Below are 14,148 nucleotides of genomic sequence, written 5' to 3' on the forward strand. Positions count from 1 at the left end.
ATTCCTTATTGTCATCGGTGGTGCGGAGGAGGCAGGCGGCACCGGCGGGTGCCGCCTGAAATTTATTTGATAAACGGACGGGTCAGCAGACCCAGGGGACCGTTGGCGTACCAGCGGCGGTTGCCCCGGCTGCGGCGGTCACGCCCCAGCGACTGGGTCAGGCGGTCGAGGATAATCGCCAGAATCACGATACCGACGCCGCCCACGGTGGCCAGCCCCATATCCAGCCGGCCGATGCCGCGCAGCACCATCTGGCCAAGCCCGCCGACGGCGATCATTGAGGCGATCACCACCATCGACAGCGCCAGCATCAGCGTCTGGTTAACACCGGCCATAATGGTCGGCATCGCCAGCGGCAGCTGTACCTTAAACAGCATCTGACGCGGACTGGCACCGAAGGATTCGGAGGCCTCGATCAGATCGGCAGGCACCTGCTTAATCCCCAGAATGGTCAGACGCACGATCGGCGGCAGCGCGAAGATGATGGTCACCACCACCCCCGGCACGTTACCGATGCCAAACAGCATTACGATCGGTACCAGATAGACGAACGCCGGCGTGGTCTGCATCGCATCCAGCAGCGGGCGAATAATCTTCGCCGCCCGCTGGCTGCGCGCCAGCCAGATCCCCAGCGGCAGGCCGATAACAATGCAGAACAGCAGGGCGGTCAGCACCAGCGCCAGCGTCACCATCGCCTGCGACCAGGCACCAATCGCGCCGATGGCGATCAGCGACACCAGCGTGGCGACGCCCATGCCGAGGCCGGACATCTGCCAGGCGATCAGCGCGAACAGCACGATCGCCACCGGTGCCGGCATGCCGGTCAGCAGCTGCTGGAAGGCGTTGAGGATATAGTCAACCGGCAGGCGGATACCCTGGAACAGCGGGCGGAAGTGAGAAACCACCCAGTCGATGCCTTCGGTCACCCAGCTGTCGAGCGGGATCAGCGTTTTATGGAACGGGTCGAGCAGGCTGAAGTGCTCCGGCGCGGGCGCCGGTGCGCTGCTCAGCCAGTCGCTGCCGCCACCGGCCGCCTGGCCGCCGGTCGGATCGCCCCAGGCATCAGCGCCGGCGGCGCTGCCGTCGGCAGCGGGCTGTGAGGCCGAAGCCGCGTCAGGGGAACCCCAGGGATCGGCCGCTGAACTGTCGCCGGCGGCGGGTTGCTGTGTTGCTGCCGCATCCGGCGAACCCCAGGGATCGCTGGCGGCTGAGCTGTCGTTAGCGGGCTGGGAAGCCGCGTCTGGTGCAGATCCGTTAGCGGCTGACGTTTCGCTGCCGGGCTGTGTGCCAGACACATCTGCCGCCTGCGTTTCGCTATCGTTCATCGCGGGTTGAGTTGGTTTCATGGCTGGCCTCCATCACGATCTAATGCCTGCAGTAACATACCTTTCGAAATTACGCCGATGTACTGGCCCTCGTCACCGGTCACCGGGACGGCACAGGGAGCCTGCGCCACCAGCGACAGCATATCGCCCAGTGAGGTGTCGGCGGGAACCGGCGGAGCGCTGTCCAGCAGCGCGCTCTCCAGCGGTTCACCGGCGGCCAGCGCCGCTTTTAGTGAGTCGGTAGAGACCACGCCGACAAACCTCTGCTTCTCCAGCACGTAGCCATACTCGCGGTCGTTATCCTGCAGAATTTTGATCGCCGAGCGCGGGCCAAAGCCGGGCGCTTTTCGCAGCAGTGCCGAAGCGTTGCGACGGGCGATATCTTTGGCGCTGAATACCTGGCTGATATCCACGCCGCGGAAAAAGGTGCGCACGTAGTCGTTAGCCGGGTTGTTGAGGATCTCATCCGGCGTGCCGACCTGCACCACTTCACCGCCCTGCATGATGGCGATGCGATCGCCGATGCGCATCGCTTCGTCGAGGTCGTGCGAGATAAACACGATGGTGCGCTGGTGGCGCGACTGCAGCTTGACCAGCTCATCCTGCATTTCGGTGCGAATTAACGGGTCGAGCGCCGAAAAGGCTTCGTCCATCAGCAATATATCGGGGTTGATCGCCAGGGCGCGGGCTAAACCTACGCGCTGACGCATGCCGCCGGAGAGTTCATCAGGATAAGCGTGAGCATAATTTTCCAGCCCCACCTGACGCAGCGCATCCAGCGCTTTTTCCTGCCGTTCGGCAAGGGCCACGCCGGCTAATTCCATGCCGAAGGCAGCATTATTCAGAATCGTCATATGCGGCATCAGCGCGAAGGACTGGAATACCATGCTGATTTTATTTCTGCGCACCTGACGTAATTCAGCGGCGGATATTTTGGCAATATCTTCACCGTCAATGATTACCTGACCACGGGTCGGTTCTATCAGACGATTGAGAAGGCGAACCATGGTGGATTTTCCTGAGCCGGACAACCCCATGATGACGAAAATCTCGCCTTCTTCAATGGCCAGACTGGCATTTTTCACGCCCAGCGACAGGCCGGTTTTCTCCAGCAGCGCCTCTTTGCCAACCCCTTTTTCAATGTATTTAAATGCGCGTTCGGGATTTTCCCCGAAAACCTTATACAGGTTCTTAACTTCGAGTTTAATTGCCATGTAATGTTAATTTCCTGGTTAATTAATTTTCTTATAGTGCTCTTCTTTCTGATTGAATATTGTCGGTATATACCGTAGCACACTGAGACCTGCTGACAACCCTTAATCCGCCAGGCGGGTCGGCAGAATGAGATGAGTATTTCGGATAATTCCAGTGTGGATAAGGGATGAGAGCGAATTAGCGATGGTGAAAAAAAATTGCTATTTGGCAGGTGAAAGGCCCTGGCAGAGGCAAATTTGGCGATTCAAATCGGTTGTCAACCGCTAATAGCGGCTGATTTCAGGTCATGAAATTGTCATACATCCGGCGCTGACTCGCTGAAAAATAACGCCTGTAGCGAAGGGGAGAGGGAATTCAGGGGCGGCGCGGGGCCACCCCGTCGGGACGCTTAAAAGTCCCAGTCTTCGTCTTCGGTATCCACCGCTTTGCCCATCACGTAGGATGAGCCGGAACCGGAGAAGAAGTCGTGGTTTTCGTCGGCGTTGGGTGACAGCGCTGACAGGATTGCCGGATTCACGTCGGTCATCTCCGACGGGAACAGCGCTTCGTAGCCGAGGTTCATCAGCGCCTTGTTGGCGTTGTAGTGCAGGAACTTTTTCACGTCCTCCTGCCAGCCCACGCCCTCATACAGAGCGTCGGTATACTCCAGCTCATTCTCATACAGCGCCAGCAGCAGCTCCACGGCAAACTGCTGCAGCTCTTCCTGGCGCTCCGCGCTCTCGCGCTCCAGCGCCTTCTGATATTTGTAGCCAATATAGTAGCCGTGCACCGCTTCATCCTTAATGATCAGGCGGATCAGATCGGCGGTGTTAGTCAGCTTACCGCGGCTTGACCAGTACATCGGCAGGTAGAAACCGGAGTAGAACAGGAAGGATTCAAGGAACACGCTGGCTATCTTCTTCTTCAGCGGGTCGTTTTCATAGTAGTGCTGCAGGATAATCTCTGCCTTGCGCTGCAGCGGGCCGTTCTCTTCGCTCCACGCGTAGGCGGCGTCCACGTCGCTGGTGTGGCACAGGGTTGAGAATATCGAGCTGTAGGAGCGGGCATGCACCGCCTCCATAAAGCTGACGTTAGACAGTACCGCCTCTTCATGCGGGGTGAGCGCGTCGGCCATCAGCGCCGGCGCGCCGAGGGTATTCTGGATGGTGTCCAGCAGGGTCAGGCCGGTAAAAACGCGGATAGTCAGCTGCTGCTCTTGCGCGTTGAGGGAATTCCACGCCGGGATATCGTTAGAAAGCGGGACTTTCTCCGGCAGCCAGAAGTTGCTGGTCAGGCGGTTCCACACTTCCAGATCCTTCTCGTCTTCGATTTTGTTCCAGTTGATCGCGTGAATTCTTTTCATGTCTTCTCTGTGTCGGTAGTGGGCCAGCAAGGCTGGCCGCAAAAAAGGGGGCGGAGTCGATCGGGCATACCGCGCGGTGCCCGGTCAGCAACAAAGCCACCCGCTAACGGATGGCCTTCCGGTTCAGATCTCGTCGCCGGGGCCGGTGGCGGCCCGCAGGCTTACAGCGAGCAGGAGACGCAGCCTTCCACTTCGGTGCCCTGCAGCGCCATCTGGCGCAGGCGGATGTAGTAGAGGGTTTTGATGCCCTTCTTCCAGGCATAGATCTGCGCCTTGTTGATATCGCGGGTGGTTGCGGTATCGCGGAAGAACAGCGTCAGCGACAGGCCCTGATCGACGTGGCGCGTGGCCTCGGCGTAGGTATCGATAATCGCTTCCGGCCCGATATCATAGGCATCACGGTAGTAGTCCTGATTATCGTTGTTCATAAACGGCGCAGGGTAGTAGACGCGGCCGGTTTTACCCTCTTTACGGATCTCAATGCGCGAGACGATCGGGTGAATACTCGACGTCGCGTGGTTGATATAGGAGATCGAACCGGTCGGCGGGATCGCCTGCAGGTTCTGGTTATACAGGCCGTACTGCATGACCGCCGCCTTGAGCTCCTGCCACTGTTGCTGCGTAGGAATAGCGATGCCGGCTCTGTCAAACAGCGCGGCGACCTCGGCGGTACGCGGCTGCCAGCTCTGCTCCACGTACTGATTAAAGTATTCACCGCTGGCGTAGCGTGAATCGGCAAAGCCGCTGAAGCTGCTGCCGCGTTCGCGTGCCAGCAGGTTAGAGGTGCGCAGCGCGTGGTAAGTAATGGTGTAGAAATAGATATTGGTGAAATCCAGACCCGCTGCTGAACCGTACTGAATACGCTCACGCGCCAGGTAGCCGTGCAGGTTCATCTGGCCGAGGCCGATGGCGTGCGACTGGGCGTTACCCAGCTCTATGGACGGCACTGAATTGATGTGGCTCTGGTCAGACACCGCCGTCAGGCCGCGTACCGCGATCTCCACCGTGCGGGCAAAGTCCGGCGAATCCATGGTGTGGGCGATATTCAGCGAGCCGAGGTTGCAGGAAATATCCTTGCCGATACGACGATAGCTCAGGTCGTCGTTATACTCGGTGGGCGTATTCACCTGCAGAATTTCCGAGCACAGGTTGCTCATATTAATCCGCCCGTAAATCGGGTTGGCGCGGTTAACCGTATCTTCAAACATAATGTACGGGTAGCCGGACTCAAACTGGATCTCGGCCAGGGTCTGGAAGAACTCACGTGGATTAATAAAGGTGCGACGGATGCGCTCGTCCGCCAGCATCTCCTCGTACTTCTCGCTGATGCTGATATCGGCAAACGGCAGGCCGTAGATCCGCTCAACGTCATACGGCGAGAACAGCGCCATCGGCTGATTGTCCTTCGCCAGCTGGAAGGTAACATCCGGGATCACCACGCCCAGCGACAGCGTCTTGATGCGGATCTTCTCATCGGCGTTTTCGCGCTTGGTGTCGAGGAAGCGCAGAATATCCGGGTGGTGCGCGTTGAGATAGACCGCACCGGCCCCCTGACGTGCGCCCAGCTGGTTGGCGTAAGAGAAGGCATCTTCCAGCATCTTCATCACCGGGATCACCCCGGAAGACTGGTTCTCAATGCGTTTAATCGGCGCGCCGGATTCACGCAGGTTAGAGAGCAGGAAAGCCACGCCGCCGCCGCGCTTGGAGAGCTGCAGCGCCGAGTTCACCGCGCGGCCGATCGACTCCATATTGTCTTCAATACGCAGCAGGAAGCAGGAGACCAGCTCGCCGCGCTGCTGTTTGCCGCAGTTAAGGAAGGTCGGGGTGGCCGGCTGGAAGCGCCCGGCCAGGATCTCTTCGGTCAGCGACAGCGCCAGCGCCTGGTCACCTTTAGCCAGCGTCAGTGCCACCATGCAGACACGCTCGGTAAAGCCTTCCAGGTAACGTTTGCCGTCAAAGGTTTTCAGCGTGTAGCTGGTGTAAAACTTCCAGGCACCGAGGAAGGTGTGGAAGCGAAAACGCCGCGCATAGGCCTGGTCGAACAGCGAGCAGACGAACTCAAACGGGTAGGCGTTCAGCACGTCGGCTTCGTAATAACCTTCAGCAACCAGATAGCGCAGGCGTTCGGCCACCGAGGCAAACTGCACGCTGTTGGGGATCACGTGCTGGATAAAGTACTGGCGCGTTGCCTCGCGGTCTTTCTCAAACTGAATGTTGCCCTCGGCATCATACAGGTTGAGCATGGCGTTAAGCGCATGATAATCCGCGGATACCGCGGCGGCCTCTATGAGTGTGCTGTCTGTCGCTGCCAAAATTCGGTTACTCCCTTGTAGACGTTAGCGATGTCGTCTGAGGTGCCCATCAGCTCGAAGCGATAGAGGTAAGGCACCTGACATTTTCGCGCAATAATGTCGCCGGCGAGGCAGAAGGCCTCGCCGAAGTTGCGATTGCCCGCGGCGATCACGCCGCGTATCAGCTGACGATTATTGGTATTGTTTAAAAACTGAATCACCTGTTTCGGCACCGCGCCTTTGCTGGTGCCGCCGCCGTAGCTGGGCACCACCAGAATGTAGGGCTGGTCTACCTGCAACGAACTGCCGCACTCCAGAGGAATGCGGCAGGCGGGCAGATCTAAACGGGTGATAAATCGGTGAGTGTTCTCTGACTGGCTGGAAAAGTACACCAGCGTGGTCATCGCTTTACACCCGCGCGGCGGCCAGGTGGCTCAGCGCAGAAATTTTGTCCGGGCGGAAGCCGCTCCAGTGGTCCTGTTCGGCCATCACCACCGGGACCTGGCGGTAGCCGAGTGATTTGAGGGTTTCTACGTGCGCCGGTTCACTGTCCAGATTGATCAACTGATAGTCGATACCTTTCTTGTCCATGGCATTTTTCGTGGCGTTGCACTGGACACAGTTATCTTTAGTGTAAATAATAATGCGCATGATTCGTATTTCTCTATGGGGCGGGTTGTTGTAGTCAATGACACGATTTTACTGCTGTAATCGTGTCGCCACTGACACACCATCCTGGGTGGTCTCAATGATGTAAATACTAGATATAGTGCCCAGGAAAATCAACCGTACCAGATGTAGTAAATTTGCATTTGCTTTATTGATTTTTGGGGAGGCCTTGCGGCGTAAGGCCTGGCGGGGAGATACCCGCCATAAAAAAAATCCCGCCTCTTGCGAAACGGGATCCTGCTCAAAAAAAAGACAGATTTCGTGGGGCGCTACGGCACCACTAACGGCGGGATGAGCTGGTGGCAGTAACTATCAGCGCACCGAGGAACACGCCCAGCGCGGCACCGATACCCACCCCATGCCAGGGTTTTTCCTGAACGTAGCTGTTAACCTGTTCGCCGGCGTCACGCGCCGCCCGGGTCACGGCGTTCGGACCCTGCAGCTTCGCGCGGGTCTCTTTCAGTAAGGATTCTGCGCGCGAACGGGCATCATCCACCCCCTCTTTAGCCTGGCTGCCGTAAGATTTCAGCAGTTCATCCAGCGTATCGGCCAGCGCCGTCACGTCGTGATTCAGGTCGGTCGTCTCACTTTTAGTTGTACGGTTGAACATTTTTTGCTCCATCAGGCTGAAAAAGGTCTATTAACTATAGAACAGCCCGCGACGATCGGGTGTGGCTGCGCGTGTTTGTGGATTATTCCGAAAGCCCTCGCCCGGCAGCCTGAGGTAAGGTGGCGGGCTGACAGACTTAGAGGAAACAGTATGTACTTACGGCCTGATGAGGTAGCCCGTGTTCTGGAGAAGGCCGGGTTTGAGATGGATGCGGTCACCGCAAAAACCTATGGCTATCGCCGCGGTGATGATTATGTCTACGTCAATCGTGAAGCGAGGCTGGGGCGCACCGCGCTGATCATCCACCCGACGCTCAAAGAGAAGAGCCTGACCATTGCGGTGCCCGCGTCAGAGATGAAAACCTGCGATCACTACGTGCAGTTCCCGATCTATCTGGTCGGCGACACCCCCGATCATTACGGCATTCCCCACGGTTTCAGCTCCCGTGCCGCGCTGGAACGCTATCTGGAGCGGATGTTCGGTTAACTGTCGCTTTTGTCGCCCGGTGCCCGGCGTAATGCGATCCGCAGGGCGGCTCGTCCTGCAGAGGCCTGACGCGGTCAATGCGCGGATCAAGCGGCAGATCGCTGCTGTATTAGCGGCTTAAGATGCGTGGGTAAACAATGAAAACTTCCGCCCCCGCGCTTACACTGTCTGCACAGAAAATCACGGCAGGATAAGCGATGAAGCGTCTTGGATTAGCGCTGGCAGCAGCGTGGATGTTAAGTGGCTGTGCCACGATTGTCGGCAGCGAAACGCAGGACGTGACCCTGCAAACACAGCCGCCCGGGGTGAAATTTGTGGTGCAGGATGAAACGGGCCGTGCGGTAGCGGAGGGTTTCACGCCAAAAACCGTCACCCTCGCCAAATCCACCGGTAACTACTTCGGCAAGAAAAAGTACCTGGTGATGCTGGAGCGTCCTGGCTACGTGCCGCAAACCCTGCCGTTAAAAGAGAGTGCTAACCTGTGGTATCTGTTGGGCAACGTGCCGCTGCTCGGCTTCCCCGGCTGGCTGCTGGTGGATCCGTTCTACGGCGGCATGTATAAGATCGAACCGGAACGCCTGGATACTATTATGAACCCGGTGGGGGCACGCGGCGGTTAATCCGGACGCGCGGATGAACGCGGATGAACGTTGCCCGCCAGAGTAGCTAAGGGCAACGTCCTGAAGCTTCAGCCACCGCCCGGACGGGCCAGACCAGCGCGGCGCCTGTTGCCCGCCGGTAAGGCGAAACCGGGCTGTGGAGTCACTGCGCGGTAGGCTGGACCATCGCCGCGGGTGGTTTGTTATGCGCCAGATACTGATGCTGGAACAGGCACATACGTATGCAGTTGCGATACTCACCGTTAATAAAGAATTCGTGGATCAGTCGCCCTTCGGTTTCAAAGCCCAGCTTGCGGTAGATGTGCACCGCTTTTTCATTCTCTTCGTCCACGATCAGGTAGAGCTTATACAGGTTGAGGACGGAAAACCCGTAGTCCATCGCCAGTATTGCCGCGCGGCTGGCCAGCCCTTTGCCCTGGTGGCTGGGGGCGATGATAATCTGAAACTCCGCCCGGCGGTGAACGTGGTCGATCTCCACCAGCTCGACCAGCCCGGCGTTTACCCCTTCATACACCACCACAAACCGCCGTTCGCTCTGATCGTGAATATGTTTGTCGTACAGGTCGGAGAGTTCGACAAAGGCCTCATACGGCTCTTCGAACCAGTAACGCATCACGCTGGCGTTGTTGTCCAGCTGGTGAACAAAGCGCAGATCTTCGCGTTCCAGCGGCCGTAGTTTAACGGGATTATCGGTGAGCCTGGCAGACATGGAACCTCCATTAACAGATGCAATATTGCTCCGACAGTATAAAGGTTCAGGGCAGACAAAAAAAACGCGCCCATGGGCGCGTTCAACGGAGGTTTAACCGGGCGGGGATCAGAAGTTGTAACCCACAACCACGTAGTAACCAAAGCCGTTCGATTTCACGGTGAAAGGACCTTTACCAAAGTCCAGTTCGTTGCCGTCGTTCCACTGGCCGCCGTTATGGAAGTAACGCGCCACGAACGAGTAGTGCCAGTGATCGTAGCCCAGTGACAGAATGTGGCTGGAGGCGATGGAGTTGCTGGTACGCAGCGGTGCCGCATCGTCGCCCAGATCGGAGCCCCAGTCGAAGTTAGTGAAACCAATGTAGCTGAGGTTACCGCCCCACAGGGAGGTCAGCGGCACAAAATATTTCACCTTGAAGCGGTAGCCGTCCCAGCTGTTTTCGTTAGCGGCACCGTAGTTGGCCCACTGACGCTTGGCGTAAACGTTCAGCGACAGGCCGACATCAGAATGGGTGTCGATATCGGTGCCCAGACCCATATACCAGGTGTTCTGACGGTTAGCGCGGTTATCGCCCATATCATAGATATAGTTGTTGGCGAAGTACCACTCTTTAAACGGACCGAAGCTCAGATCGGTGCCGGTCAGCTTGTCGATCGAGAAGCGCGGTTCAATCTCCATAAAGAACGGTGAACCATCGTCCCATGCGCCTTTATCGTTGCCGTTACCCACGCCGAAGAACTTCGGCACGTCAACGTAACCGTAGAAATCAAACCAGTCCTTGTGCGCGAAGGCTTCATATTCCAGGTAAACATCATTATTCAGCTGCGGCCCGAAGCGGGTGTGGTAGCTGCCCACCACGTTCACGCTCTGATGCCACCAGTCGGAAACGTACTCTGCTTTGCCGGCATCGGCGACGGAGACATTGGTGTAAGAGAGCGCAGCCAGTGCGCCAGCCATCATAATTTTATATTTCATTATTATTACCACATGCTCAGGGACCCGGCTCAGCGGCCAGCGCGCAGGTCAGATTAGGTTATATCGCGTCATTAAACGGCGGCGTTAAGCAAAGCCGTTAAGGCAACGGGTTATGCCGCGGCAGTGTGCCGTGATTCGTGCCTTAGGAAATAGAGATTGCTCACAGTTGTCAATTTGTGTTTCATTTCAATTCAGTTAAAGTGTGACCATGATCACAAATAAAGCTTGCTGGCAGGGAACTTTTTCGAAAAACAGATTTCAGGCCATATGTTGCCCAGGTAAACGGTTGCCTGGAGGAATAACAGCGGCTGGTGGGCAAGAGCGCAGCCAGGGGGAAGCTGCTGCGGCCGGGTAGGTGACGAAGAAGTATAACGTATTCTTATGGTTGCCGGTGTCACAACGCTCAGCGACAGGCTTCTCCAGACTGTGCCAGCTGCCACCTGTCGGCCTGCTCAGCAGCCTGCGCCAGCGCGGGAAAGTCGCGGTAGCGGTAAGCGATCTTTGGCGCGGGCAGGCGCGCGCAGCCAGCCGGGTCGCCAGATTGTAGCGTTCAGTCGCGCTGGCTGGCGGCACGAAGGCGAGCAGCTCGATAATGCGTTCGCCGAGCTCATCATGAAGCGCGATACGCCGCGGATGACCTTCCGCCTGCCAGATCTGGCTAAACAACCACAGCGTGTTGTCTGCCGTCTCGCGCAGATGCGCCAGATCGATAAAGCCACCGCGCCGGGTATAGATCTGCGCGTTGTGCTCACCGTTAATCCCGACAAGGCTTAACAGCGCGTAAAGCGGCTGATTATTGTAGTGATGCACGCCGGTGTTATCGGCGTCGACCACGTTATCCAGCTGGTAAAACGGCACCGGGATGCTCAGCAGCTGCGTGCGCAGGTTATAACCAAACGCACAGCACGGGCGCAGGACATACGGGGGCGACAGCGGCGGAACGGCGGGCCAGGCCTGTTGTGCGCTGACGACGGACTGTTGCAGCGGTGGCAGGTGCAGGGACTGAGAAGGCGGGGCCTGGCAGGCCGACAACAGCAGCACCAGCAGAGAGAGCAGATAACGCATCAGAACGCCCTCCAGGTAGAAGCGCCAGCGATCGTTCTGCAGGAAAGTGCTGTTCTCATAGCCGAGCCCAGACGCGCCGGTGGAGCTGGCGAAACCGCTTAACGACAGGGTGGAGAGCGGGGTATGCTGCTCATCAACGTTATGTCGGTCAAAAAGCACGGCCTGTGCCAGAGGAGGCAGCAGCAGCAGGCCGCATAAAAGAAGTCCTGGCATAGTCAGAAACGAAATTCGCCACCCACCATCAGACTGTTACGCTTTGCAAAACCGAATTCGGTGGTGATATTGAAGTTACGGGTCAGCTCATACTGTGCACCAACCAGCATATTCCACGGGGATTTCAGGTGCTGTTTGACGTGGAAGCGGCCGTTATTATCGGCATTTGCTAAATGCACCAGCTGGACCAGGCTGGCAGGCATTTGCAGATCGCTAATATTGCCGTGGAAATCCTGGGTGACATCCTGGTACATGGTGCCTACCCATATGCTGGCATGTGAAGGGGGTAAAGCGTATTTTTCAAATCCGGGTACGGTAAAACGGTAGCCCACTCTCGGCGTAAAGGTAAAGGCGTTGATTTTTCCGTCAAGAATATCGAAGGTAGTGCGGGTGTAATTAAAGTCTGCTGTACCAAACCAGTTATGATAGCCATAAGCGATTGTCGTGCCGCCACCATATGTGGTGCCTTTGAATTTGAGTTTAAAATCGAGATTGTTAAATTTAACCAGATCGAATGCATCAACATTTATTTTCGATACAGAGGATCCTTTGGTATGACCGACAACCCCATAGATATTCATGAATGGAAACAGCCAGGTATCCAGTCTTGCCATTTGGCTTTTACTTTTCTGTCGGGTTTTAACTGCATCAATCCTGATGTATTGAGGGTCAAGCGCCTCACCCTCAATACTTAGCCCGGTAAAGCCAATGCTGTTGACATTAATATTCTGATGCATATCCATATAATTGTAGCCAATCCCGTAAGGATCGGGTAATTCATACCCCCGCTCGCGGATCTGCTTACCGAAGAAGGGCAGCGGGCCGGTGGTTTCCCCGAACAGGTCCGGGGCTTTCTCTACCGGTTTACCGGGCGGTAACTGAGCAGTAACGGAGGACGTTGGATGATAATCAACGTTTTCAGGAATACTTCTGGCATTAGGAATGTCTGCCATGACTCCAGTCGAAACGGTACTTAAGAATAATGATAACAATAGCCTGTTATTATTTAATGTGCTTTTGGTTTTTTTCATTGCCACTACCCGTGATTATATGTTGAATTTAAATCCAAGCGAAGGATAGCGGGTGTTTTTAAGTGTTGTGCATCACAAAATGCGAAGTATCAATGAAGTTGCTTAAATTGCGATAAAAAGGCTTTTTTTGCTTTAGGGTGGTTAAAATATGAATTGATTAATAAAGATTTTCTTAAGAAGGTTTTTTTGTTGCTAAATTAAGGATGCCGCTATCTGAATGCCGGTATGTTGCGCATGGCGGGTTCTGCTGAATGGGGGATCATGAATCATGTCCGTCGCCAGTAAGGGTGGGGGAACTGTAAAAAAGCACGCTCATGGCGACGTCAGGCTATTGAGGTATCAGGGATAATGCGTCGTTGCCGGCACCCGGCGTCACGCTGATAATGTGACCACCCTGGCCGTACAGGCTGAATTTCACATCCTTTTCGAAACCGACTTTTCTCAGATCGACCATCCGCAGATTGTAATTATCATGCGTGCGGTAATAATAGCGCAGCCGCTTAAGGTCGATCAGGCTAACCCAGCTGGTCTCCTCTCTGAGTACCTCGTCACCGTAGGTATCAGAAGGCACACCACGAGGGTAATCAACGTTGTTCAACAGATTAATCGACTGATTAATGGCCGCAATGCTGTTCTCAGCCGGTGGCAATAATCCCTTGAGCACCGATATTTTGAGAAACCTTTCCATCGAACCATAACCGCCCGGCAACGAGTCCAGCGTACCGGGCGCTCCACCGCCTCTCTTCTGTTCGGGATGCACCTCAAGCCAGTCTGACAGTTTCTGCCATTGCGTCTCAAGACGGGGTTCATTCGTTAACAGTCGGTTGGCGCTGTTGTCGAGCACGTTCATTTTTCCGTTGTTAAACTCGACAACGTAATTCGCGCCTGAACTATCGGTTATCGCGTAGTGCGTCGGCGAGACATCGCCATAATCCGCATATTCCGCACTGTAGACGTTCATTTTGCCCAGCTGTGCAATAACGTCTTTGGCGCTGGAGAACTGCCCCAGCGCCCACCCTGCTACCGCCGTATTACTCAGGCTGTTTTGCTGATGTAAATTCGCAGGGTAGCGGCTGTCTTCGAACCACAACAGCGCTACGCTCAGCCCCTTCTCATTGATACCCTCCGTTAATATCCCGTAAGCCGTTTGAATGCCGGCGAAAGCCAGTTTTGATCGCCCGGCAGAAGCGGGCAGAGGCGTCCCTTTTTTGACAATGACAAAATCAGCAGGGAGCGATTGCCCCGTTTTGCTGTCCAGAGCGAACTCCATTGAACGGGCATTAATCAGGGTCTTATCCTGCGCAGTAATCTGAAAATGGATACAGGCACAGGCGCTGGTTGTTACGCTGAGGGTAAAGGCGACAACGGCTAATCTCTTCATTATTCATCCTGTTTACTTTCTGAAGAAATTGAGTGTACTGATTAACGTTTTGATTGTTTTGTTAAAAGCGGCTTCTTTGGTTTGCACCACCGTTTACCCGCCGGAAGGTAAGAGGAAATAAGCCATGAATCTGTCGCGAAACACCCTATATTTTTTATGTTCAGAGGCCAGCTTTATAATAATTTACCCGCTGTTCCCCCTCTAATAACCTGAAGT

The 14,148-nt window shown here is 55.8% G+C and carries 14 protein-coding genes; 2 read left to right on the forward strand and 12 right to left on the reverse strand.

The window, feature by feature from the left end; translation table 11 throughout:
* Positions 1-62: 62 nt before the first annotated feature.
* The 7 genes from proW to GKQ23_RS06460 all read right to left on the reverse strand — a co-directional run bounded on the left by proW (position 63) and on the right by GKQ23_RS06460 (position 7,452).
* Positions 63-1,346 (reverse strand): glycine betaine/L-proline ABC transporter permease ProW, encoded by a 1,284-nt coding sequence (proW, locus tag GKQ23_RS06430; protein ID WP_233209005.1) that lies wholly within the window; start codon positions 1,344-1,346, stop codon positions 63-65.
* Positions 1,343-2,539, reverse strand: coding sequence for a glycine betaine/L-proline ABC transporter ATP-binding protein ProV (gene proV, locus GKQ23_RS06435; protein WP_101506295.1), 1,197 nt, complete (start codon positions 2,537-2,539; stop codon positions 1,343-1,345). The genes proW and proV overlap by 4 nt, the downstream gene beginning before the upstream one ends.
* 389 nt (positions 2,540-2,928) lie before the next feature.
* On the reverse strand, positions 2,929-3,882 hold the full coding sequence (gene nrdF, locus GKQ23_RS06440; protein ID WP_056238559.1) for a class 1b ribonucleoside-diphosphate reductase subunit beta: 954 nt from the start codon (positions 3,880-3,882) through the stop codon (positions 2,929-2,931).
* Between the two features lie 161 nt (positions 3,883-4,043).
* Positions 4,044-6,125, reverse strand: coding sequence for a class 1b ribonucleoside-diphosphate reductase subunit alpha (gene nrdE, locus GKQ23_RS06445; protein ID WP_249168519.1), 2,082 nt, complete (start codon positions 6,123-6,125; stop codon positions 4,044-4,046).
* Between the two features lie 41 nt (positions 6,126-6,166).
* On the reverse strand, positions 6,167-6,577 hold the full coding sequence (gene nrdI / locus GKQ23_RS06450) for a class Ib ribonucleoside-diphosphate reductase assembly flavoprotein NrdI (protein WP_056238564.1): 411 nt from the start codon (positions 6,575-6,577) through the stop codon (positions 6,167-6,169).
* Between the two features lie 4 nt (positions 6,578-6,581).
* A complete protein-coding gene (nrdH, locus tag GKQ23_RS06455; RefSeq protein WP_056238568.1) occupies positions 6,582-6,824 on the reverse strand; it encodes a glutaredoxin-like protein NrdH in 243 nt (80 codons plus the stop codon).
* Between the two features lie 298 nt (positions 6,825-7,122).
* Positions 7,123-7,452, reverse strand: coding sequence for a DUF883 family protein (locus tag GKQ23_RS06460; protein WP_056238571.1), 330 nt, complete (start codon positions 7,450-7,452; stop codon positions 7,123-7,125).
* A 150-nt stretch (positions 7,453-7,602) separates the two neighbouring features.
* Between GKQ23_RS06460 and GKQ23_RS06465 the strand changes: the two genes are divergently transcribed.
* Together GKQ23_RS06465 and GKQ23_RS06470 are read left to right on the forward strand one after the other, a co-directional pair.
* The gene (locus GKQ23_RS06465; protein WP_056238574.1) at positions 7,603-7,938 is read left to right on the forward strand and encodes a DUF2002 family protein; all 336 of its coding nucleotides are present in this window, start codon (positions 7,603-7,605) and stop codon (positions 7,936-7,938) included.
* 197 nt (positions 7,939-8,135) lie between these two features.
* A complete protein-coding gene (locus GKQ23_RS06470; protein WP_056238579.1) occupies positions 8,136-8,558 on the forward strand; it encodes a hypothetical protein in 423 nt (140 codons plus the stop codon).
* A gap of 142 nt (positions 8,559-8,700) precedes the next feature.
* Here GKQ23_RS06470 and speG read toward each other — a convergent pair whose 3' ends face one another.
* The 5 genes from speG to GKQ23_RS06495 form a co-directional block, all read right to left on the reverse strand.
* Positions 8,701-9,267: a spermidine N1-acetyltransferase gene (gene speG, locus GKQ23_RS06475; RefSeq protein WP_212410071.1), complete on the reverse strand. Its 567-nt coding sequence runs from the start codon at positions 9,265-9,267 to the stop codon at positions 8,701-8,703.
* A 108-nt stretch (positions 9,268-9,375) separates the two neighbouring features.
* Positions 9,376-10,242, reverse strand: a complete 867-nt coding sequence (locus tag GKQ23_RS06480) for a nucleoside-specific channel-forming protein Tsx (protein ID WP_056238586.1) — start codon at positions 10,240-10,242, stop codon at positions 9,376-9,378.
* 258 nt (positions 10,243-10,500) lie between these two features.
* On the reverse strand, positions 10,501-11,520 hold the full coding sequence (locus tag GKQ23_RS06485) for a DUF4056 domain-containing protein (RefSeq protein ID WP_212410072.1): 1,020 nt from the start codon (positions 11,518-11,520) through the stop codon (positions 10,501-10,503).
* A 2-nt stretch (positions 11,521-11,522) separates the two neighbouring features.
* Positions 11,523-12,551 (reverse strand): hypothetical protein, encoded by a 1,029-nt coding sequence (locus GKQ23_RS06490; RefSeq protein ID WP_212410073.1) that lies wholly within the window; start codon positions 12,549-12,551, stop codon positions 11,523-11,525.
* 328 nt (positions 12,552-12,879) lie between these two features.
* Positions 12,880-13,932 carry a linear amide C-N hydrolase gene (locus tag GKQ23_RS06495; protein WP_212410074.1) on the reverse strand — a complete coding sequence of 351 codons (1,053 nt, stop codon included), beginning with the start codon at positions 13,930-13,932 and terminating at the stop codon, positions 12,880-12,882.
* Positions 13,933-14,148 lie beyond the last annotated feature (216 nt).

Origin of the sequence: Erwinia sp. E602, assembly GCF_018141005.1 — a bacterium.
Lineage (GTDB): Bacteria > Pseudomonadota > Gammaproteobacteria > Enterobacterales > Enterobacteriaceae > Erwinia.

Coding starts and splice junctions, on each gene's coding strand:
- proW (WP_233209005.1), bottom strand. CDS start 1,346: ATGAAACCAACTCAACCCGCGATGAACGATAGCGAAACGCAGGCGGCA.
- proV (WP_101506295.1), bottom strand. CDS start 2,539: ATGGCAATTAAACTCGAAGTTAAGAACCTGTATAAGGTTTTCGGGGAA.
- nrdF (WP_056238559.1), bottom strand. CDS start 3,882: ATGAAAAGAATTCACGCGATCAACTGGAACAAAATCGAAGACGAGAAG.
- nrdE (WP_249168519.1), bottom strand. CDS start 6,125: ATGCTCAACCTGTATGATGCCGAGGGCAACATTCAGTTTGAGAAAGAC.
- nrdI (WP_056238564.1), bottom strand. CDS start 6,577: ATGACCACGCTGGTGTACTTTTCCAGCCAGTCAGAGAACACTCACCGA.
- nrdH (WP_056238568.1), bottom strand. CDS start 6,824: ATGCGCATTATTATTTACACTAAAGATAACTGTGTCCAGTGCAACGCC.
- GKQ23_RS06460 (WP_056238571.1), bottom strand. CDS start 7,452: ATGTTCAACCGTACAACTAAAAGTGAGACGACCGACCTGAATCACGAC.
- GKQ23_RS06465 (WP_056238574.1), top strand. CDS start 7,603: ATGTACTTACGGCCTGATGAGGTAGCCCGTGTTCTGGAGAAGGCCGGG.
- GKQ23_RS06470 (WP_056238579.1), top strand. CDS start 8,136: ATGAAGCGTCTTGGATTAGCGCTGGCAGCAGCGTGGATGTTAAGTGGC.
- speG (WP_212410071.1), bottom strand. CDS start 9,267: ATGTCTGCCAGGCTCACCGATAATCCCGTTAAACTACGGCCGCTGGAA.
- GKQ23_RS06480 (WP_056238586.1), bottom strand. CDS start 10,242: ATGAAATATAAAATTATGATGGCTGGCGCACTGGCTGCGCTCTCTTAC.
- GKQ23_RS06485 (WP_212410072.1), bottom strand. CDS start 11,520: ATGCCAGGACTTCTTTTATGCGGCCTGCTGCTGCTGCCTCCTCTGGCA.
- GKQ23_RS06490 (WP_212410073.1), bottom strand. CDS start 12,551: ATGAAAAAAACCAAAAGCACATTAAATAATAACAGGCTATTGTTATCA.
- GKQ23_RS06495 (WP_212410074.1), bottom strand. CDS start 13,932: ATGAAGAGATTAGCCGTTGTCGCCTTTACCCTCAGCGTAACAACCAGC.